Origin of the sequence: Rhizobium sp. Rhizsp42, assembly GCF_047304155.1 — a bacterium.
GTDB lineage: Bacteria > Pseudomonadota > Alphaproteobacteria > Rhizobiales > Rhizobiaceae > Rhizobium.
The window spans coordinates 209,081-229,701 of record NZ_JBGLYS010000004.1 but is presented as its reverse complement, the minus strand read 5'-3'; the positions used below and the strand labels follow the sequence as shown (position 1 = coordinate 229,701).

Sequence of the window (20,621 nt, the reverse complement as noted above, 5' to 3'; positions counted from 1 at the left end):
AAGCGAGCGGCCCGGCTCAGTGCGCGGGCTGCTGCTTTGCCCTCGCGACGATCTGCGTCGGGTTGACGAACTGCAGCGCGATCACCAGCCAGAACAGCGTCGTCACCATGTAGACGACCGCCATGGCATCGATCGACTGGCCAGCCCGCACGCCGGATGCAAACACGGCATAATAGAGCGATACGACGAGGGTCTGCGTGGTCGGCCCGGCGATGAGGAAGGTGAGCTCGAACATCGCGATGGTGCGAACCAGCACCAAGAGCAGCGCTGCCAGCATGCCGGGCAGGAGCAGCGGCAGCAGGATGCGCAGGAACAGGCTGGTGGTGCCTGCGCCGAAGACACGGGCGGCGGCTTCGATGCGCGGGTCGATCTGCTCGATGAAGGGGATCATCACCAGCACCACGAAGGGAAGCGACGGCACCACGTTGATCAGAACGACGCCCCAGAAGGTTCCACCAAGTCCGAGCTGATAAAGCACCGTCGCAAGCGGAATGCCGTAGGTGAGCGGCGGGATCAGCAGCGGCAGAAGGAAGAGCAGAATGACCACGCGCTTGCCCGCGAAATCGCGGCGCGCCAGGGCATAGGCAGTCATCACGCCGAGAATGCCGGAAATGATGACGACGGTGAAGACGATCTCGAAGGTGACGAGGACGACGCTGGAGAGCTGGAATTCCTTCCAAGCGCTGAAATACCATTTCGTTGTCCAGCCAGCCGGCAGCCATGTGCCCAGCCATCGTGTCGCGAACGAGTTGACGACGACGGCGGCAATGACCGCCAGCAAATTGAGGACGAAGAGTGTGGCCAGCGCCCATATGGCGAAACGCCAGATCTTCGAGGTGAGGCCTTGGTCGCGGATCATGGTCAGCCTTTCGTGCCGCCGGCGGGGCCGCGGTAGAAGAACGAGCGTGCGCCGAGAACGGCCAGCACCACTAGAAGCTCGACGCCGCCCATGATGAGCGCGATCGCCGAACCCAGCGAGTGATCATACTGCTCGAACGCGGCCTGATAGGCGGCAATCGAGATGACACGGGTCGGGCCTGCCGGTGCTCCCAGCAACACGGCCGACGGAAACACGGCGAACGCCTGAACGAAGGCAAGGCAGAACGTCACCGCAAGCCCCGGCACCAGCAGCGGCAGGAAAACGCGTATGAAACGCTGCCTCGGGCCGGCGCCAAGCGTGGCGGCGGCCTGCTCGATCGCCGGATCGATGCCGGTGATGTAAGACAGCGTCAGCAGGAAGGCGAACGGGAAGCCGGTGATCAGGAGCGACGCGAAGACGCCCCAGTAATTGTTCGTCAGCTTGATCGGATTGTCGATGATGCCGATCATGAGAAGCGTGTGGTTGAACCAGCCGCGCGGTCCGAGAAATGTCAGCAAGCCATCGGCGACGAAAACTGTGCCGAGCGTGATCGGCAGCACCAGAATGGTCGTCAGCAGACGCTGGCGGTGCATCAGCCGGACACGGAAAGCGACCGGCACGGCGAAGGCGAGATTGATGATCGTTACCGGCAGCGCCAGCCAGAGCGTCGCGCCGATGGTGTTGTACTGGAAGGGATCGCTGAAGAACTTGGCGTAGTTGGCGTACCATGCGCCGTCCTTCGGCGTCAGCGAATCCACGACGCCATAGAGAAACGGATAGACGAACAGCGCGATCATGAAGGCAAGGCCGGGGAGGATCAGCATGGTGGTGCCGTCGAAGCCCCGGGCAGCCAACCGCGTTCGAAGCGACGGCGCGCTCATCGTGCGCTGTCCCCGAATACCAGCGCCCTGCCCGCGATCGGCTTCAGCCGCGTTGCTGTTCCGCGGGGCAACGCGTCGTCGGCGCGGAAATAGAGGTCAGATCCGTCGGCCGAGCGCGCCAGCCCGAAGAAGGCGCGGCCGCGATATTCCATGCTTGATACGGTGGCCGCGATCCCCTCGTCGGCCGCCACCAGATCTTCGGGGCGCACTGAGAGGGTAGCGGCGTCGCCGGGCTTGAGCGGTGTGCGCATCGTCCCGGTAATGCGCGCACCGGCGACGTCGATCTCCGCTTCGTCGCCTGAGACCGAAACGACCTTGCCGGGCACGCGGGTGCGAAAGCCCATGAAGTCGGCAACGCCGACATTGACGGGGCGCTGATAGAGATCCTGCGGAGAGCCGATCTGCTCGATGTGTCCCTGGCTCATGACGACGATACGGTCGGCCAGCGACAGCGCCTCGTCCTGGTCATGCGTGACGTAAATGGTCGTCGAGCCGATCTGATCGTGGATGCCGCGGATTTCGGCGCGCATCTCCAGACGCAGCTTGGCGTCGAGATTGGACAAGGGCTCGTCCATGAGCACGATAGGCGGGCGGATGACGATGGCACGGGCGATCGCCACGCGCTGCTGCTGGCCGCCGGAGAGCTGCCCGGGCAATTTGTCCGCCTGGCTTTCCAGGCGCACCAGCGCCAAGGCGTCATTGATCCGCTTGTCGGCCTCTGGTCCCTTGATGCCCTGCATGGTCAGACCGAAGCCGACATTCTTGCGCACGCTCATATGCGGGAAAAGCGCGTAGCTCTGAAACACCATTCCGAACCCGCGACGCTCGGGCTCAAGCTGGTCGATGCGCTTGCCACCCAGCCGGATCTCCCCACCGGACAGCCCCAGAAGGCCGGCGATACAGTTGAGCGCCGTGGACTTGCCGCAGCCCGACGGGCCGAGCAGCGCCACGAATTCGCCGGGCTCGATCGCAAGATCAATGCCATCGAGCGCGTTATAGGCGCCGAACGAGCGGCTCAGCCCATCGAGTTCAAGACGCGCGGTGCCGCGCGAAGAGGCCACCGTATTCGCTACCGAGTTCAAACCACTCTCCATGTCACGACGGAAATGGCCGGCACCGGCTATGACAACCGGCGCCGGCGATGTCAGCGATCAGCCCTTCTTGGCACCGATCTTTTCGTCCCAGATCCGGAAGGCCTCGACGAGCTGCTTCGGCTCAAGCGGCACCTCCAGCGGATTGTTGGCGATCCAGTCGGCATATTCTGGACGGCCGAACTCCTTGATCGTGTCCTGGCTTTCCTGTGGCGCCATCTCAATCGTCACGTCCTTGACCGCGGGTCCCGGATAGAAATAGCCGGCGTCATAGGCGATCGCCTGCTGCTTGGGCTGCAGAATGTAGTTCAAGACGTCGATCAGCACCGCGATCTTCTCGTCTGAGACGCCCTTGGGGATCACGGCGTAGTGCGCATCCGTCACCCAATGGAAGCCCTCAAGCTTCTGCACCTTCGCCTCGGCGGGAACGATGCCGAGCGCACGCGGGTTGATGTCCCAGCCAGTGGTGGAGACAACGATGTCGCGCGTCCCCTCGCCGAGTTCCTTCATCACCTGACCGGTGCCGGTCGGGTAATATTCGATGTGCTCGCCAAGTGCCGCCAGATATTCCCAGGTCTTGTCCCAACCCTTGACCGGATCACGGGGATCGCTGTCACCGAGCAGATAGGGCAGGCCCATGAGGAAGGTGCGGCCGGGGCCGGAATTGGCAGGGCGGGCGTAGATGAAGCGGTTCTTGTTGGCCTTCGCCCATTCCAGAAGTTCGGGCGCCGATTTCGGCGGCGTGGCGACCTTGTCGGGCATGTATTCGATCAGCGGGCCCGATGGGTAATAGGTGATGACGATGCCCTGATCCTTGGCGAGCGCCTGCATCTTGAATGCCTGCGGCTGCAGGATCTTTTCGATGTCGGGTAGGTCCGCCTTGTGCGCGGCGAGATCGAGCCAGAGGCCCTGGTCGAGACCGGCCGAGAGCGCGTCCGTACCGGTCAGCACGAGGTCGATATCGACCTTTCCGGCCGCCTGCTGCGCCTTGATCTTTCCGGGCAGTTCGGGGGCCGGCGCTTTAGTGAAGGCGAAGTTCGAAACCCAATCGGCTTTTTCGGATGCATAGGCTTCAAACATCCCCTGCGTCAGCGCCAGGTTGCCGGCGACGTCAGCGATGGTGATGGTCACGGGGCTTGCGGGCTTCTTGGCCTGCGCCCACACCTTGACGGGAAGCATGGCGGCAACGGCAGCGCTGGCTGCGGTTGCGACGAATGTTCTGCGGGTAAATTTCATGCTGTTCTCTCCTCCTCTTTTGGCCGCACAGAGCACACCAACTCCGTGCACGTGCGTATCCTGATCCATTTATGCGGTCGGATTTTCTGGCCGGCTTTGTTTGGAACCTCCTGAATTCCTTGCCAGAAACACCGTTCCTCCGCTGTGTATCTTGGCAGCCATGTAGAATTGATATACTAGTATGCACACTCAAGTCAACGTTAGGGCCCTACATGCATCCAGCCGCAGCCACCGCCATTCCCGAGCTTTCGGCGCAGGCCGAGCGGCCGGCAAAGCTGCGGCGCGTCACGACGGCGGACGCCATTTTCGACCGGCTCTACAACGATATCGTCTCGCTCAAGATGCCACCCGGCATGGCGCTGCAGGAAAAACGGATCGCCGAGGATTTCGCGGTCAGCCGAACGCCCGTTCGCGAGGCTCTGCTCAGGCTGTCGGAAGGCGGGCTGGTCGATATCTATCCGCAGTCGGGCACCGTCGTGTCGCGCGTGCCGGTATCGGCGATCCCCGAGGCCGTCGTCGTGCGCAAGGCGCTGGAGGGCACGACGGTCGAGCGCGCAGCGGAGATCGCCTCGGCGGCTGATCTGTCTCGCCTCGACGCCATCATCACGCGCCAGCGGGCGCTCTCCATACTGGGCGACACCTCGGGCTTTCACGAAGAGGATGAGGCCTTTCACGAGGCGATCGCGCAGATTGCCGGCTATCCAGGCATCTGGGGTATCCTCAAATCCGTCAAGGTTCAGATCGACCGTGCGCGGCGGCTGACGCTGCCGGTGCTCGGCCGCATGGAGAATGTTGTCGGTGAGCATGCGATCATCCGCGACGCGATCGCCGCGCATGACGTAGAGGCCGCGCGCGCCGCGATGACGCATCATCTGAGCGCCGTCATCCCCGATGTGGCGGAGCTGCGCACGCGCTACCCCGACTATTTTTGCTGACGAACAGCGACACCAAAACAAAAGGCATTGAAGGAGGAAACAGATGCGGCAGGGTTGGAGATGGTTCGGACCGGATGCGCCGGTCGCGCTCGACGAGGTGAGGCAGACCGGGGCAACCAACATCGTGTCATCGCTGCACCAGGTGCCGATCGGCCGCGCGTGGACCGAGGCCGAGGTGCGCGAGCGCCAGGCGATGATCGAGATGACGCCACCGGGGCGCTCGACGCTCACCTGGTCGGTTGTAGAGAGCATTCCTATTCCCGATGCGGTGAAGCGCAAGGGTGGGCAGGCGAAAGCGGAGATCGAGGCGTGGATCGCAAGCCTTGAGGCGGTGGCAGCCTGCGGCATCCCGATCGTCTGTTACAATTTCATGCCCGTCGTCGACTGGACCCGAACCGACCTCGACCACGAGATCGACACCGGCGCGACGGCGATGCGGTTCGACCACGAGAAGTTCGCCGCCTTCGATCTGTTCATTCTTCAGCGCGACGGCGCCGATGCGGCCTACTCGCAGGAAGACAAAGCCCGCGCCCGCGCCGCATTCGAAGCCATGTCGGAGAGCGACATTGCCGACATCACCCGCAACATCACCTCGGCCTTGCCGGGATCGACCACCGAGCCGCTGACCATCCCGGAATTTCGCGACCGCCTCGCCGCCTATGTCGGCATCGACGCCGGCCGGTTGCGCCAGCATCTCATCGAGTTTCTCGAGGCTGTGGCGCCGGTGGCCGAAGCACGTGGCGTCAAGCTGACGCTTCATCCAGACGACCCGCCGCGCTCGCTGTTCGGCCTGCCGCGCATCGCCTCCACCGCCGAGGATTATGCGGCGCTGTTCAATGCTGTCCCGTCGCCGGCGAACGGGATGTGCTATTGCACCGGCAGTCTCGGCGTACGTGCTGATAACGACCTGCCCGCCATCGCACGACGGTTCGCGTCCCGTATTCATTTCGCGCATCTGCGCGCGACCAAACGCGAAGGCGACGGCCGCAGCTTCCACGAGAGCGCTCACCTGGAAGGCGATGTCGACATGGTCGCCGTGCTGAAGGAACTGGTCGCGGAGGACCGCAATCGCAAGGCCGACGAGACGATCGTTTTCCGCTCGGACCACGGCCACCGCATGCTCGACGACCTCACCAAGATCACGACGCCAGGCTATCCGGCGATCGGTCGCTTGAGAGGCCTTGCCGAGCTACGTGGCATCCTCCACGCACTTGGCGCACCGCCGACCTGACAAGAGTGCGACCACCTCTCACAGAGAGGTGGTGATGCCGCCATCGACATAAAGCGTGTGGCCATTGACGAAAGACGATGCCGGCGCTGCCAGAAACACGGCGGCGCCGATGAGCTCGTCGATATTGCCCCAGCGTCCGGCGGGCGTTCGCTTTTCCAGCCACGCGGTGAATTCCTCGCTGTCGACCAGCGCCTGATTGAGAGGCGTATCGAAATAGCCCGGCGCGATGGCATTTGCCTGCAGGCCGTGCTTGGCCCAATCGGCCGACATTCCGCGCGTTAGGTTTTTCACCGCGCCCTTGGTTGCCGTATATGGCGCGATGCCCGGGCGGGCCAATTCACTTTGCACGGATGCGATGTTGATGATCTTGCCACGGCCCCGCGCGATCATATGCGTTGCAACCGACTGGCTGACGTAAAAGACGCTGGAAATGTTGGTGCGCAGCAGCTGGTCCCATTTGTCCGATGGAAACACATCGAGCGGCGCGCGAAACTGCATGCCGGCATTGTTGACGAGGATGTCGATCGGCCCGATATCACGCTCGATCGCATCGACGGCGCTCTTCACCTCGTCGTGATCCGTGACATCGAAGGTGGAGACATGAACATCGTGCCCGGCTTCCGACAGGCTACGCGATGCCGCGGCGAGCTTGCCGGCGTCGCGACCATTGATCACGACCGACGCGCAGTGTTCGGCGAGCCCTCGCGCCAAGGTCAGCCCGATGCCTTGCGACGATCCCGTCACCAGCGCGCGCTTGCCTGTGAGGTCGAACAGTGGAAACGTCATGCCAAATCTCCATGCAGCCTGATCCGGTCTACATGCGCGCGAAACGCTGTGGCGGCAAGCCACCCGACGCCCAAAAGCATCAGAAGGAGAGATCGAGCGCCCTGCCCTCGAACAATCGATCGCGAGAGCCTTCGAGATGCGACTGCATCAGGTCGCGCGCCTCTTCGGCCCGGCCTTCGGCAATCGCCTTGTAGATGGTGTTGTGCTCCTGGAAGACCTGTTCGAGACCTGGTCTCGGCCCCAGCAGGGACAGACCGTGGAGATGCATGCCAACCGCGATGTGGGCTTTGAGCGCATCGATCGAGGCTGTGTAATAGTGGTTGTTGGCGGCTTCGGTCACGGCGCGGTGGAAATTGAAATCCGCGTCGGTCCGGTGCAGCTGATGGCTCGTGGCCTCCCTGAGATCGGCCAGCGCCGAGGCTATCTTCTGGATCGCGGCCTCGTCGCGGCGCTTGGCGGCGAAATAGGCGGCGGCCGGCTCGATCGTCAGGCGGAATTCGTAGCAGCGCTGGATATCGGCGATCGTCTTGACCGGCGAATAGGAAAGATGCGTCGTCGGCGAGCTATTGCCGCTGACGAAGGTGCCGGCGCCCTGGCGGGCATAGACCATGCCCTGGTCGCGCAGCTTGGCCAGCGCATCGCGAACGATAGGCCGGGAAACGCCAAGCATGGACGCCAGCTCGTGCTCGCCGGGCAGCCTTGAATCCGGCGGATAGTTTCCGGCACGAATACGCTCCTGCAACTGATCGAACACACGGTCCACCAGTTTCATGGGCTTGCCGCGCTCCGGCTTCGGCGCCGGGGTTGCCGGCGCACCGTTTGCTTCATCCACGTCCATTCTCCCCGCCGGCATTACTTTACGCCGCCTGATTCTGAGGAATCAGTCTTAGCAAACTATCGCAATTCCCAAAGCCCCCGGATTTTACCGCGCAACGGAAATGGCGACCATCGACATCGGTCACGTCGAACCAGGGTATCCCCGCCTCTATTTCCCCCTTGGGCAAAAGTGTGCGAACGCCAAGCGCGCGAAACACCGCCAGCGCCGTATCACCACCGCCGACCATCAGCATATCAGGTTGCGTCCGCTCGATCGCCGATTGAACACCCTTGGCGAAACGATCAGCGACGGCGACCGCGTCTTCCGACATTTCCCCGGTGCAGCACAGCAGCGCCGGCAAGCTCAGCGTTTCTGTCTCATAGAGCGCGCCCATCGGCGCTGAAATCGACACACGCAGAGTGCCCGATGCCTCGAGCCGGGCCATCTGCGCGGCGGTGATCGGGTCGCGTGAGCCGAATGCGAAAAGTGTGTTGCGGGCCGGTTCGAATACAGTCATCGCATCGCGTGCGCGGCGAAGGCGACGGGCAATGGCGCTGCCGAGACCACGCGCGCCGACGGCAAGCGTCGTCTGCCAATCATGCCCGGAGACGAGCCGGTCCAAATCCGCATCGCTGTCGGCATCGACGACAACGGCCCAGTCGTCACGGCCTTCGAAAAGAGCGGAAACCGACAACGGCTTATCGACGCCGCGCCCGATCACATGGCCGTCGCGAGTGAAGCGTTCCTGGTCAGGAATGGCTGGCGCGATGGTGATCTCGCGATGGCCGAAGATCGCGGCAATAGCCGCGCTTTCGGCCGCCACATTGCCCTTCAGCCGGGAATCGATCTTCTTCAGGACGATATCGGGGTGTGCGGCAAGAAGAGCGCTGGCCGCGAGGCCGGCCCTTCTCGCCGCTTCCCCCTCCGGGAGGGCGCGCGAGGCGGTGTTAACCACCACCACCTCGGAACCAGTCGCCAGAGCGTCCTCGATGGCCTCGATCTCGATCGCCACGGCGACGGAAAGACCGGCGTCGACGAAGGGGGTTCCCGTGTCGAGCGCGCCGGTCAAATCGTCGGCGATGATCGCGACCTTCAACGTCATGCAGCCTGTCCCGTGTTGACCGCGTGGCAGGCGACGAGATGGCCGGGCTTGGCTTCCTTCCACTCCGGCACGACCTTGCTGCAGACATCCATGGCGATCGGGCATCGCGAATGGAAGCGACAGCCGCTCGGCGGGTTGAGCGGGCTTGGCACGTCGCCCTGTAGGATCTGGCGGGTGCGGGTGCGCTCAATTTCCGGATCGGTCTCCGGGACGGCCGACAACAACGCCTTGGTGTAGGGGTGCAGCGGGTTTTCGAACAGTTCCTCGCGGGTCGCGAGCTCCGCAAGGCGGCCGAGATACATGACGCCGACGCGGGTGCTGATATGGCGCACGACGGCAAGGTCGTGGGCGATAAACAAGTAGGTCAGGCCGTATTTTTCCTGCAGGTCGAGCAGCAGGTTGATGATCTGCGCCTGGATCGAGACGTCGAGCGCCGAGATCGCCTCGTCGCAGACGATGAACTTCGGCTGACAGGCGAGCGCGCGGGCAATGACGACGCGCTGGCGCTGGCCGCCGGAAAGCTCGTGCGGATAGCGCTGCGCGAAGCGGGTCGGCAAGCCGACGTCGGTGAGCAGTGCCGCCACGCGGTCCTTCAGCTCGGCCTTGGTGCAGAGCTTGTGGAAGAGGATCGGTTCGCCCACTGCCTCGCCGATCGTCATACGCGGGTTGAGCGTCGAATAGGGATCCTGGAAGACGATCTGCAGGTCGCGGCGGAAGGGCCGCATCTGCTTTTCATCCAGCGTCGCCAGATCCTGACCCTTGTAAACGACCTTACCCGAGGTCGCCTTGTAGAGGTTGAGGATGGTGAAGCCCGTCGTCGACTTGCCGCAACCGGATTCGCCGACGAGCGAGAGCGTCTCGCCCTCCATGATGTCGAGATTGACGTTGTCGAGCGCATAGACCGTCGCCGAACGCTCGCCAAAGGCACCGAGCTTGACGTGGAAATGCTTGACGAGTTTTTCGACCTTGAGCAGCGGTTGGGCACCCATCACGCGGCCTCCTGCATTTTCTGGACGACGAAGCAGGCGGTGCGGTGGTTTCCGGCGCCTGAAATAGGCTCGAGTTTCGGCACGCGCTCGTGGCAGACGGCTTCCGCCAACGGACAGCGCGGGGCAAAGGGGCAGCCCTTGGGGCGGCGGCCGGGCTCCGGCGGCGTGCCGCCGATCGAGCTCAGACGGCTTGCGGGCGCGTCCGACAGCTTCGGGATCGAGGCCAGGAGGCCGCGCGTATAGGGATGGCTTGGGCGAGCATAGAGCTCGTCGACAGGCGCATCCTCGACCACGGTGCCGGCGTAAAGCACGGCGACGCGGTCGACGAGACCGGCGATCAGCGCCAGGTCGTGGGTGATCCAGACGACGGACATGCCGAGCTTGGCGCGCAGGTCCTTCACCAGATCGACGATCTGCGCCTGGATGGTGACGTCAAGCGCCGTCGTCGGTTCATCGGCGATCAGCAGTTTCGGATTGCAGGCAAGGCCGATCGCGATCATCACGCGCTGGCGCATGCCGCCGGAGAGCTCGTGCGGGTAGGCCTGCAGCCGTTCTTCCGGGCCCGGGATGCCGACGAGGCGCAGAAGCTCGACGGCGCGGGTGCGCGCCTCGGCTTTCTTCATGCCGCGGTGGTAGATCAGCGGTTCGCAGATCTGGTCGCCGATGCGCATGACCGGGTTGAGCGAGGTCATCGGATCCTGGAAGACGAAGCCGATATCGCCGCCGCGCACCTTGCGCAGTTCCTTGTTCGACATCTTCTGCAGGTCGTGACCATCGAAGCTTGCGGAGCCCTTGGTGACCTTGATCTTGTTCGGCAGCAGTCGCATCAGGCTCAGCATGGTCAGGCTCTTGCCGCAGCCGGATTCGCCGACAACGCCGAGCGTTTCGCCCTTGTTGACGTGGAGGTCGATGCCATCGACCACGACCGCCGGGCCGTTCCTGCCGTCGATCTCGACGGTCAGGCCGCGCACATCGAGCAGTTTCTCATTGGATCGCGTCGTGTTCATTATTTGGAACCCCGCGGATTGAGGGCGTCGTTGAGACCATCGCCGAGGAAGCTGAAGGCGACCGAGGCAAGGCCGAGGACGGCGGCCGGAGCGGCGAGCAGGTGCGGATAGTGCTGCCAGACACGCAGACCGTCGGAGATCATGTTGCCCCAGCTGGGCGTGGGCGGATTGACGCCGACGCCGAGGAAGCTGAAGGCGCTTTCCAACACCATGGCCGTGCCGAGACCGGCGCTGACCGAGACGATCAGCGGACCAAGCGCGTTCGGAATGACGTAGCGCTTCATGATGATCCAGTTCGACAGACCGAGCGCCTGGGCGGCCGTGATATAGGGACGGCTGCGGATCGACAGGACCTGGGCGCGAACGAGGCGTGCATAGGGCGGCCAGGAGATCAGCGCCATCGAGCCGAAGACCAGCATGAAATCGACCCAGATCGTCTGGCGGTAGAAAGGATTGAGGGTCGCCAGATACTGCGCTTCCATCCACTTGGTGATCGGCGACTTCAGCGATGCGTTGATGACGACGACGAGAAGCAGGTTGGGCACCGACATGGTCATGTCTGTCAGCCACATGATGACGCGATCGAACGGATTACCGAAGAAGCCGGCGATGGCGCCGAGTAGCGTGCCGATGAAGACCGCGATGACGGTGACGATGACCGCGACCAGGAAGGCCGTGCGTGTGCCGAAGACGACGCGGCTGAAGACGTCGCGGCCGAGATCGTCGGTTCCGAAGAGATGCGCCAGCGACGGAACGGCGTTTCGGGCCTGCAGGTCCTGGCTCAGATAGTCATAGGGCGTCAAATAGGGGCCGAAAATCGCGGCGAAGGCCAAAATGAGCACGACCGCGAGACCGAAGACGGAAAGCTTGTTACGCTTCAGGCGATACCAGGCATCGCGCCACAGGCTGACGGGGGCCTCTTCTTGCTGAGCGACGGGAGAGAGAGGGATGGCGGACATGGTCAGCGGCTCCTTCTTGCATCGTTGGCACGCGGATCAAGCAGCGGGTAAAGAACATCGACCAGAAGGTTCGACATCATCACCAGGAAGGATCCGATAAGCGTGATCGCCAGAATGACGGGATAGTCCGAATTGGTGAGCGCCTGCACGGTCAGGCGGCCGAGGCCGGGCAGACCGAAGACGAGCTCGACGAAGATCGCGCCGTTGACGATGGTGATCATGATCAGGCCGAGCTGGGTGACGACGGGCGTCAGCACCGGGCGCAGGATATGGCGCAGCGCCACCACCATTTCAGGCACGCCCTTGGCGCGGGCTGTGCGGACGAAATCCTCCGACAGCACCTCGATGACGGCGGCGCGCGTCTGGCGCACGATCAGCGCGATCGGCTGGAAGGAAAGGACGATCAGCGGCAAGAGGATGCGCACGTCGAAGACGCCGCCCCAGCCATAGGGCACCTTGATCATCGGCATCAGCACGATCAGGCCAACCATCAGCAGCGGGCCGGCGACATAGGCCGGGATCGCCCAGAGGAAGAGAGCAGAGCCGAGGATCGTGTAATCAAGGCGGCTGTTCTGGTTCATCGCGGCGATCATGCCGAGCGGAATGGCAATGACCGTCGTGAGGATGATGGAACAGAGCGCCAGCTTGAACGAAACCGGGGCTGCAGCCGAGACCATGGCCCAAACCGAGCGGCCCGATGTCAGCGAATTGCCGAACTGGCCGTGCAGTAGGTTCCAGATGTAAAGGCCGAACTGCTCGATGAAGGGCCTGTTCAGGCCAGCACTTTCGCGGATGGCTTCGATGCGCTGCGGGTTATAGGCGACATCGCCAGGCGCGCGCAGAAAGATCAGCTTGATCGGATCGCCAGCGCCATAGAAAGCCAACGCATAGACGGCCAGCATGACAATGAGGACTGACGGAATCCAGATGGCAAACCGGGTTAGCACGTAGCGTAACAAGGTCACCTCCCACCGGTTGGTAGACACGTTTCCGCGCTCACGCGGACATGCGATGTCTTCTTGAAACTTGCGCGAAGGCCTTGCGGTCTTCGCGCGGTTGCTAAGTTGCCCAGTATCCAATCACGGGTGGGCTATCTGTTCGTAGGTTTCTAACCGGCTCAGCCGATCGAAATGTCCCAGGGCGCCACGACCTGCCAGTCGAGATTCTTCTCCATGCCCTTGACCTCCTTGGTGGCCCAGCGCGACATCGCCTGAGAGTACCACGGAATGAAGGCCCAATCCTCGCGGAATGCCTTCTGGGCATCCTGGGCGAGCTTGATGCGATCGGGATCGTCCGCCGCCTTGGTCGCGGCTTCCGCGAGTGCGGCATCGACCTTGTCGTTCTTGTATCCGCCAAGCTTGTTCTGGGCATTGGACGAGGTCGAGGCGATGCAGCCGGCGAGATAGGAGACGGCGTCAGGAACACGGGTGCCGACGTCATCGCGGAAGATCTGCACCGCGTTCTGGTCCGGACCGGCATAAGAGTCCTGCTGCGGCTTCATGTCGACGGCGGTGATGCCGAGGTTCTGGCGCCACTGTTCGGCAATGTACTGCGCCGCTGCCTGGATGGCCGGGGCGGAGATGCCGACGAAGAGGATCTTCGGCAGGCGCTCAGGGCCGCCGTAGCTGGATTCGGCCAGCAGCTTCTTGGCGGCTGCCGGATCATAGGGGAAGGGCTCGAAGCCGGAATTGTCGGCGCCGGGGACCGAGTTCAGGATCTGGTCGGCCTTCTTGTGCGGACCATCGGGATAGGACGCCTTGAAGAGGCCGTCGCGATCGATCGCCATGATCAGCGCCTGGCGGACCTTCGGATCGTCCATCGGTGCGCGGGTGACATTGAACCAGAAGTGCTGGCTCGTCGGGATCAGCGGGCCGGCGGAGAATTCGGGGCCGAGGTCCTGGATGATCGTCGACGTGACGAGCTCGGTATGGGCGTTGAACTCGCCCGACTTGATGAGCGACGTCGCGGTGACGTTGTCTTCGATCGAGGTGATTTCGATGCGTGCCAGCTTCGGCTTCGGGCCGAAGAAGTTCTCGTTCGGCTCAAACACCAGCTTGCCGGCGTCGATATCGATGCTGGTGAGCTTGAACGGGCCGGAATAGACGGCGCTGCTGTCGGGCTTGTACCAGTCGGCCACTTCCTCGCCGTCGCTGCCGCGGGACTGCGCGGCCTTGGTGATCGGCGCGATGTGGTTGGCCAGACGCATGAAGAAGATCGGATCGGCTTCCGTCAGCGTGACCACGACGGTGCCTTCGTCAGGTGTTGCGACGCCCGTCAGTTCATTGCCGGAACCGGCGCCGATTTCCTTGTAGCCCTGAACCTTGCTCAGCACCTGGTCGGCGCGCTGGCTCTTGGTGTTGGGCATGGAAGCGACTTCCCAGGAACCCTTGACGTCGGCCGAGGTGATCTTGCTGCCATCGGAGAAGGTCGCCTTCGGGTCGATCTTGAAGGTCCAGACCTTGTTGTCAGGCGATTCCCAGCTGGTGAAGACGTAAGGCTTGATCTTGCCTTCGCTGTCGAAATACATCGGCGAGGCCCACCAGATCGAGTTCCAGCGGAACGGAACGCCGCCGCCGCGCAGCGGCGACCAATCCTGGTTGAACGCCGGGTTGGCGACCTTCAGCACCTGGCCGTCATCGGCGAGCACGATGCGTGCATTCAGGCCAAAAACCGTCAGGCCAACGCCCGCGGCGAGGCCGAGCTTCAGCGCCTCGCGACGCGACATTCCGCTATTCTGGCCGTTATTTTCATTCGTCCGATCAGTCATTCCATCCTCCCATGACAAAACCGATGACGCCTGGCTCTTTCGCTCCATCCCGAAAGTGCGTCATGACATGGCGCAGACACTCGCTCGATAATGTAAATATGTCAACAAAAATTAATTCATCCACACTTTGACAAAATCGACAAAAATTTTATCACATATTTTCAATGACTTGAAAAATACGATCGATTGGAATGCTTATTGTCATATTGACAACATGCCGGACGAGGATGAAGAAAACCGTATCTTGCAGGCCGGGTTTCCCGCCTTTTGCCGCCATATGCGGCGTTCATCCGAGGAGGACGACATGAACAAGCACAAGATCACCGGTGTCTATAGCGCCGCCGCAACCCCACTCAATGCCGATGGAAGTCCGGATCTCGGCCTCTTCACCGAACACTGCCAGCGACTGCTGTCCGAGGGATGCCACGGCGTGGCGCTGCTCGGCACCACGGGCGAGGCAAACTCGTTTTCGTCGAGCGAACGCAAGGCGATCCTCGAGGCGGCACTAAAGGCCGGCATTCCCGCCGACAAGCTGCTGCCCGGCACCGGCGTCGTCGCCATCCAGGAGACGGTCGATCTCACCAAGCATGCCCTGTCGCTCGGCGTCACCAAGGTCGTGATGCTGCCGCCCTTCTATTACAAGGGCGTTTCCGACGACGGCCTGTTTACCGCCTATTCGCAGATCCTGGAGAAGATCGCCGACAGCAAGCTGCAGGTCATCCTCTATCATATTCCGCAGGTTTCTGGCGTTCCACTGTCGGTTCCGCTGATTGGCCGACTGATCGAAGCCTTCCCGGACACGGTTGTCGGCATCAAGGAATCGGCGGGCGATTTCAACAACATGCAGGCAATCATCGCCGCCTATCCCGGCTTCTCTGTTCTCGCAGGCGCCGATCCGCTGCTGCTGCCGTTGCTGAAGGCCGGCGGCGCCGGTTGCATCACCGCAACCTCCAACCTCGTCGCGGATTCGCTGCGCACCGTCTATGACAAGGTCCATGACGAAAGCGGTGCCGCTGCCGTCGAGACAGCGCAGGCGCGCATCAACGCCTACCGTACTTTGTCCAACTCCTATGTGCAGATCCCGACGATCAAGGCGATGGTCGGCCTGAAGACCGGCAACCCGGCCTGGAAGCGCACGCGCGCGCCGCTGATGCCGATCAGCGACGCCGACTACGCATCGCTTGCCGAAGCCTACAAGACACTGCCTTAAAGGAGGACGACCATGGCCTTCACGGGTTTGCAACCGGACGCCGTTCCGGCTCTTATGACCGGCGAAATCATCGCCAATCCCAGCGAGAGCGGGCGTTTCGACGCCTATCTCCCCTCCCCCTGCATCCAGAACCACGCCGCCAACCTGGCCTTCCTGCCGGATGGGACGCTGACCTGCGTCTGGTTCGGCGGCACGATGGAGGGCATGGGCGACATCTCGATTTACATGTCGCGCCTGACGCCTGGTTCAACGCAATGGTCGCAGCCGGAAAAGATGTCGGACGATCCGGCAAAATCCGAGCAGAATCCGTTGATTTTCAACGCGCCTGGCGAAGATGTCTGGCTGCTTTACACGTCGCAGACATCCGGCAACCAGGATGGCTCGGTTGTCAAATGTCGGATCTCCACGGATGGCGGCCGCACCTTTGGCGAGGTCCGCGTGCTGTGCGATATTCCCGGCACATTCGTGCGCCAACCGATCGTCGTAAATGGCGCCGGCACCTGGCTGTTGCCGGTTTTTCGCTGTATCGGACTGCCCGGCGAACGCTGGACGGGTGACGCCGATACCGCGGGCGTGCTGATCTCGCGCGACGCCGGCAAAAGCTGGGCGATGACCGAGGTGCCCGACAGCATCGGCGCGGTGCACATGAACATCGTGCCCCTGCCAGATGGCGAATTCGTCGCCTTCTATCGCAACCGTTTCGCCGAATCCGTACTGTCCAGCCGCTCGCGCGACGGCGAGAGCTGGAGCGCGCCGGAGCCGACCGACCTACCGAACAACAACTCGTCCATTCAGGCGGTGAAGCTGGAAAACGGTTCGATCGCAATGGTTTACAACCACTGCAACGCCTCGATGTCCGATGCGCGGCGCCTGTCGCTCTATGACGAAATCGAAGGGGATGAGGCGGCCGCACCCGTCGCCAGTGAGCCCAGCCAGAGGCGCAAGGCGATATGGGGCGTGCCGCGCGCGCCGCTCAGCCTTGCCTTTTCGACGGATGGCGGCCGCAGCTTTCCGCGCCGGATCGACCTCGATACCGGCGATGGCTACTGCCTGAGCAACAACTCGAAGGACGCCGTCAACCGCGAGTTTTCCTATCCGTCGATCACCCAAGGGGCCGACGGCACGGTGCATATCGCCTACACCTACTACCGGCGCGCAATCAAATATGTGCGGCTGTCTCCGGATGCCGTCGGCTGACGCCGGAATTGTGCGTCGCTTGTAAACTCGGCGTGCCAGCAGACCTGTTTGGCACGCCGATCTGGTAGTTTGTTGCTTTGACTTTACAAATTTATTGCTCATGCTTGGGCGCGTCGCTTGAAGCGCGGCTGCGGGCGACAAGCTTCTCCTTTCATCAATTAAGTGCGCGATTTCAATTAGATAAATCTCCATAGGAACTAGTGCAATGGCCGGTTATCCCACCACATCGCATTTTTCCAGCCAAATTTGATGTCCAAGCTTGCCAAGGCGACACAGCTGGTATAACAAATTTACATCTTGGCGGCGCCGAAAGATGCCGCGATACCGCAGGGGGAGGAGTAATCCGGTGGTCAGCTTGGATTCGCCTATCACAATCATCAGGCCCGAAATCATCGAGTTCGGCGTCGGGACGGCGGAGCGCCTGGGGAAATGGGCGAGCGACAAGGGCTATGCCCGCATCCTGGTCATTTCCGACGCATTCAATGCCACGCGTGTCGACACGCTCGGTCTCAAGGGTGAAATCACGGTCTTCGCCGATGTCACGCCTGAGCCCGACACGGCCAATCTCGACAAGGTGCTTGCGGCCGCCAACGCGGCGGATGCGCAGCTGGTCGTCGGTTTCGGCGGCGGCAGTGCGATGGATCTTGCGAAGTTGGCGGCTGTTCTTGCCGGCTCGTCGCAGACGCTGCGCGACGTCGTCGGTCCGAACAAGGTTAACGGACCCCGCCGCGTCGCGCTGGCGCAAGTGCCGACCACGGCTGGAACGGGGAGCGAGGCGGGCATTCGCGCGCTGGTCACAGATCCCGAAACGATGGCCAAGCTTGCCGTCGAGAGCATTCACATGCTGGCCGATATCGCCGTCATCGATCCGGCGCTGACCTTCACGGTTCCGGCCCGCACGACCGCGGCCACCGGTGTCGACGCCATGGCGCATTGCGTCGAGGCCTTCACCAATCGCAAGGCACACCCGATGATCGACCTCTACGCGATCGAGGGAACGCGGCTGGTCGGTAAATATCTCGCCCGCGCCGTGAAAGATGGCGCCGACGCGGAAGCCCGCGCCGGGCTGGCGCTCGCCTCGCTTTACGGCGGCTTCTGTCTCGGCCCGGTCAACACGGCTGGCGGCCATGCGCTGGCCTATCCCCTCGGCACGCGCTGGCATATCGCCCACGGGGCCGCGAACGCGCTGATCTTCCCGCATGTGCTGGCCTTCAACACGCCATCGGCCCCCGAGAAGACGCGGGCGGTGATGGACGCGCTTGGCCGCAAGACATCGGACGACGTACAGTCGGTCTTCGATGCCGCCTATAGCTTCTGCGCCGATCTCGGCATCGAAATGAAGCTCTCGGCGCTTGGCGTACCGGATAGCGATCTCGACGCCATGGCGGACGATGCCTTCGCCATTCGCCGCCTTCTCGACAATAACCCGCGCGATCTCGCGCGCGCCGACATACGTTCGATATACGAAGCCGCCTACTAGGTGCGTTTGATCCAATAAGGAATGTGACTGATGGACAGAAATGCAAAGGTCGCGGTGACGCTGGGTGATCCCGCCGGTGTCGGCCCCGAGGTGATCGTCAAGGCGCTGGCGACGTTACCTGAGATCGAGCGCCGCGATTTCGTCATCGTCGGCAACACCGAAGCGCTTGAACGCGCCAATTGTTCGGCCGAGACCGGCCTGCGCTTCGTGCCTGCCGGTTCCGCTGGCGAGGGCCTGATCGCTGTCGACGAGGTGGACCTGGGTGCTGCCCTCCCCGAAATCGGCAAGGTCAGCCCGGTCGCGGGCGACGCTTCGGTTCGTTATATCACGCGTGCCGTGGAGCTTGCGATGTCCGGCGAGGCCGATGTCATCGTGACCGCGCCGATCAACAAGGAGGCGATGAACCTCGCCGGCCATCACTTCGATGGCCATACGGGGCTTCTGGCGCACCTGACCGGCTCGAAGAGCTCCTTCATGCTGCTCGCCTCCGAGCGCCTCAACACCATTCACGTCTCCACGCATATCTCGCTGAAGGGCGCGATCGAGCGGGCGCGCACGGAGCGCGTGCTGGCGACCATCGAAGCCGGGCACAAGCATTTCCTGCGGCTCGGCAAGAAGGCGCGTATCGCCGTTGCCGGTCTCAACCCGCATTGCGGCGAAAACGGCCTGTTCGGCACCGAGGACACCGAATTCCTGGCGCCCGCCGTCGAACTGGCGCAGGCCAAGGGCATCGACGTCGTCGGGCCGATCTCGGCTGATACCGTCTTCGCCCGTGCCTATAACGGCGCCTTCGATCTGGTGATCGCGCAATATCACGACCAGGGACATATCCCGATCAAGCTCGTGGCGTTCGAGACGGCCGTCAACGTCTCGCTCGGCCTGCCGATCGACCGCGTCTCGGTGGATCACGGCACTGCCTTCGACATCGCCGGCACCGGCAAGGCCAATCACGTCAACATGCTATCTGCGATCGCCTATGCCCGACTGATGGCCCGCTCGCCGCGTCGTCAGGCAGCCTAATCCTAACGGAGATCTGGAACGCCCTGGCGCCATCGCGCGCCGCGGCCTGCCATTCTCTCGGGAGGAGATGCGCAATGGACAAGACGGTTATCGTGCTCGGCGGCCAGCTGGCGCCGGAAGGGTTCTCGTTGCTGGTTGAAGCCGGTGCCACGGTCGTGACGACGGAGCCATATATCGACCGCCAGGCCGTGATCGACATCATGAAGGCCCACAAGCCGGATGCGGTCATCATCCGCCTGCTGGCCGATAAGCTCGGGCCTGAGGAGATGAAGGCCGGCGGAGGGCTCAAGCATATCGCCAAGCATGGGGTCGGGACCAACGACATCGACGTCGCGGCCGCCACCGCGCTCGGCATTCCGGTATCGATGACAACAGGCAGCAACGGCCATTCGGTCGCCGAACACGCGCTCGCCATGATCATGGCGCTCGCCAAGGATCTGCCGCGCCAGGACGCGTTGATCCGTGACGGCATCTGGGACAAGAACCAGTATCAGGGCCGCGAGCTGCGCGGCCAGACGCTCGGCATCGTCGGCTTCGGCTTCATCGGCCAGACGCTTGCAAAAATGGCCGGCGCCATCGGCATGGAGATTATCGCCTTCGATCCACATACGCCCCAGAGCGCCTTTGTCTCAGGCGTTCGCCGCGAGACCGATCTGGATACGCTGCTTGCGTCGTCGGATATCGTCAGCCTGCACTGTCCGCTGACGCCGGAGACGAACAAGCTGATCGATGCCCGCCGCATCGGGCTGATGAAACGCGGTTCGCTGCTGATCAATACCGCACGTGGCGAAGTCGTTGATGAATCAGCCCTTGTCCGCGCGCTGCAGGATGGCCATCTCGCCGGCGCTGGCCTCGACAGCTTCGAGCGCGAGCCGCCTGGCGCCGACAATCCGCTGTTCCAGCTGCCCAACACGCTAGTTTCGCCGCATGTGGCGGGCGTGACTGTTGATGCCAAGCGCGCGGTTTCGGTGATGGCGGCAAGGAATGTTCTGGATGCGCTGGATGGAAAGGCGCTCGAGCCGCGCTTTCTCGCGCGCTGAGCACATCGCAGCTT

19 protein-coding genes are annotated in these 20,621 nt (G+C 62.8%); 7 read left to right on the top strand and 12 right to left on the bottom strand.

Annotated features, from left to right (window positions below):
* Positions 1-16: 16 nt before the first annotated feature.
* Genes ACCD05_RS06960 through ACCD05_RS06945 form a run of 4 tightly spaced genes read right to left on the bottom strand, consistent with a single transcriptional unit; the run spans position 17 to position 4,067 of the window.
* Positions 17-859, bottom strand: a complete 843-nt coding sequence (locus ACCD05_RS06960) for an ABC transporter permease (protein ID WP_112981189.1) — start codon at positions 857-859, stop codon at positions 17-19.
* Between the two features lie 2 nt (positions 860-861).
* Positions 862-1,740, bottom strand: coding sequence for an ABC transporter permease subunit (locus tag ACCD05_RS06955; RefSeq protein ID WP_112949506.1), 879 nt, complete (start codon positions 1,738-1,740; stop codon positions 862-864).
* Entirely contained in the window at positions 1,737-2,834 is a 1,098-nt protein-coding gene (locus ACCD05_RS06950; protein WP_112949505.1) for an ABC transporter ATP-binding protein, read from the bottom strand. The genes ACCD05_RS06955 and ACCD05_RS06950 overlap by 4 nt, the downstream gene beginning before the upstream one ends.
* 57 nt (positions 2,835-2,891) lie before the next feature.
* Entirely contained in the window at positions 2,892-4,067 is a 1,176-nt protein-coding gene (locus ACCD05_RS06945; protein WP_047503942.1) for an extracellular solute-binding protein, read from the bottom strand.
* A gap of 212 nt (positions 4,068-4,279) precedes the next feature.
* Between ACCD05_RS06945 and ACCD05_RS06940 the strand changes: the two genes are divergently transcribed.
* Positions 4,280-5,002 (top strand): GntR family transcriptional regulator, encoded by a 723-nt coding sequence (locus ACCD05_RS06940; RefSeq protein ID WP_112437235.1) that lies wholly within the window; start codon positions 4,280-4,282, stop codon positions 5,000-5,002.
* Between the two features lie 43 nt (positions 5,003-5,045).
* Positions 5,046-6,233 carry a mannonate dehydratase gene (uxuA, locus tag ACCD05_RS06935; protein WP_112949504.1) on the top strand — a complete coding sequence of 396 codons (1,188 nt, stop codon included), beginning with the start codon at positions 5,046-5,048 and terminating at the stop codon, positions 6,231-6,233.
* Between the two features lie 18 nt (positions 6,234-6,251).
* Here uxuA and ACCD05_RS06930 read toward each other — a convergent pair whose 3' ends face one another.
* The 8 genes from ACCD05_RS06930 to ACCD05_RS06895 all read right to left on the bottom strand — a co-directional run bounded on the left by ACCD05_RS06930 (position 6,252) and on the right by ACCD05_RS06895 (position 14,660).
* Positions 6,252-7,019, bottom strand: a complete 768-nt coding sequence (locus ACCD05_RS06930; RefSeq protein WP_112949503.1) for an SDR family oxidoreductase — start codon at positions 7,017-7,019, stop codon at positions 6,252-6,254.
* A 79-nt stretch (positions 7,020-7,098) separates the two neighbouring features.
* Positions 7,099-7,857 (bottom strand): FadR/GntR family transcriptional regulator, encoded by a 759-nt coding sequence (locus tag ACCD05_RS06925; protein ID WP_112949502.1) that lies wholly within the window; start codon positions 7,855-7,857, stop codon positions 7,099-7,101.
* Positions 7,858-7,876: 19 nt separating this feature from the next.
* A complete protein-coding gene (locus ACCD05_RS06920; RefSeq protein ID WP_112949501.1) occupies positions 7,877-8,938 on the bottom strand; it encodes a four-carbon acid sugar kinase family protein in 1,062 nt (353 codons plus the stop codon).
* Positions 8,935-9,927: an oligopeptide/dipeptide ABC transporter ATP-binding protein gene (locus ACCD05_RS06915; RefSeq protein ID WP_112949500.1), complete on the bottom strand. Its 993-nt coding sequence runs from the start codon at positions 9,925-9,927 to the stop codon at positions 8,935-8,937. The genes ACCD05_RS06920 and ACCD05_RS06915 overlap by 4 nt, the downstream gene beginning before the upstream one ends.
* Entirely contained in the window at positions 9,927-10,934 is a 1,008-nt protein-coding gene (locus ACCD05_RS06910; protein WP_018901280.1) for an ABC transporter ATP-binding protein, read from the bottom strand. The genes ACCD05_RS06915 and ACCD05_RS06910 overlap by 1 nt, the downstream gene beginning before the upstream one ends.
* On the bottom strand, positions 10,934-11,893 hold the full coding sequence (locus tag ACCD05_RS06905; protein ID WP_112949499.1) for an ABC transporter permease: 960 nt from the start codon (positions 11,891-11,893) through the stop codon (positions 10,934-10,936). Before ACCD05_RS06905 ends, ACCD05_RS06910 begins: the two co-directional genes overlap by 1 nt.
* A gap of 2 nt (positions 11,894-11,895) precedes the next feature.
* Positions 11,896-12,852, bottom strand: a complete 957-nt coding sequence (locus ACCD05_RS06900; protein ID WP_026283501.1) for an ABC transporter permease — start codon at positions 12,850-12,852, stop codon at positions 11,896-11,898.
* 158 nt (positions 12,853-13,010) lie between these two features.
* A complete protein-coding gene (locus tag ACCD05_RS06895) occupies positions 13,011-14,660 on the bottom strand; it encodes an ABC transporter substrate-binding protein (protein WP_111560449.1) in 1,650 nt (549 codons plus the stop codon).
* A 304-nt stretch (positions 14,661-14,964) separates the two neighbouring features.
* Between ACCD05_RS06895 and ACCD05_RS06890 the strand changes: the two genes are divergently transcribed.
* From ACCD05_RS06890 to ACCD05_RS06870, 5 genes are all read left to right on the top strand, one after another.
* Positions 14,965-15,870, top strand: a complete 906-nt coding sequence (locus tag ACCD05_RS06890; RefSeq protein WP_112949510.1) for a dihydrodipicolinate synthase family protein — start codon at positions 14,965-14,967, stop codon at positions 15,868-15,870.
* 12 nt (positions 15,871-15,882) lie between these two features.
* Entirely contained in the window at positions 15,883-17,067 is a 1,185-nt protein-coding gene (locus tag ACCD05_RS06885; protein ID WP_112949498.1) for an exo-alpha-sialidase, read from the top strand.
* Between the two features lie 346 nt (positions 17,068-17,413).
* Positions 17,414-18,547, top strand: coding sequence for an iron-containing alcohol dehydrogenase (locus ACCD05_RS06880; RefSeq protein WP_112949497.1), 1,134 nt, complete (start codon positions 17,414-17,416; stop codon positions 18,545-18,547).
* A gap of 30 nt (positions 18,548-18,577) precedes the next feature.
* Positions 18,578-19,567 (top strand): 4-hydroxythreonine-4-phosphate dehydrogenase PdxA, encoded by a 990-nt coding sequence (gene pdxA / locus ACCD05_RS06875; protein ID WP_112949496.1) that lies wholly within the window; start codon positions 18,578-18,580, stop codon positions 19,565-19,567.
* A gap of 74 nt (positions 19,568-19,641) precedes the next feature.
* The gene (locus ACCD05_RS06870; RefSeq protein WP_112949495.1) at positions 19,642-20,607 is read left to right on the top strand and encodes a hydroxyacid dehydrogenase; all 966 of its coding nucleotides are present in this window, start codon (positions 19,642-19,644) and stop codon (positions 20,605-20,607) included.
* Positions 20,608-20,621 lie beyond the last annotated feature (14 nt).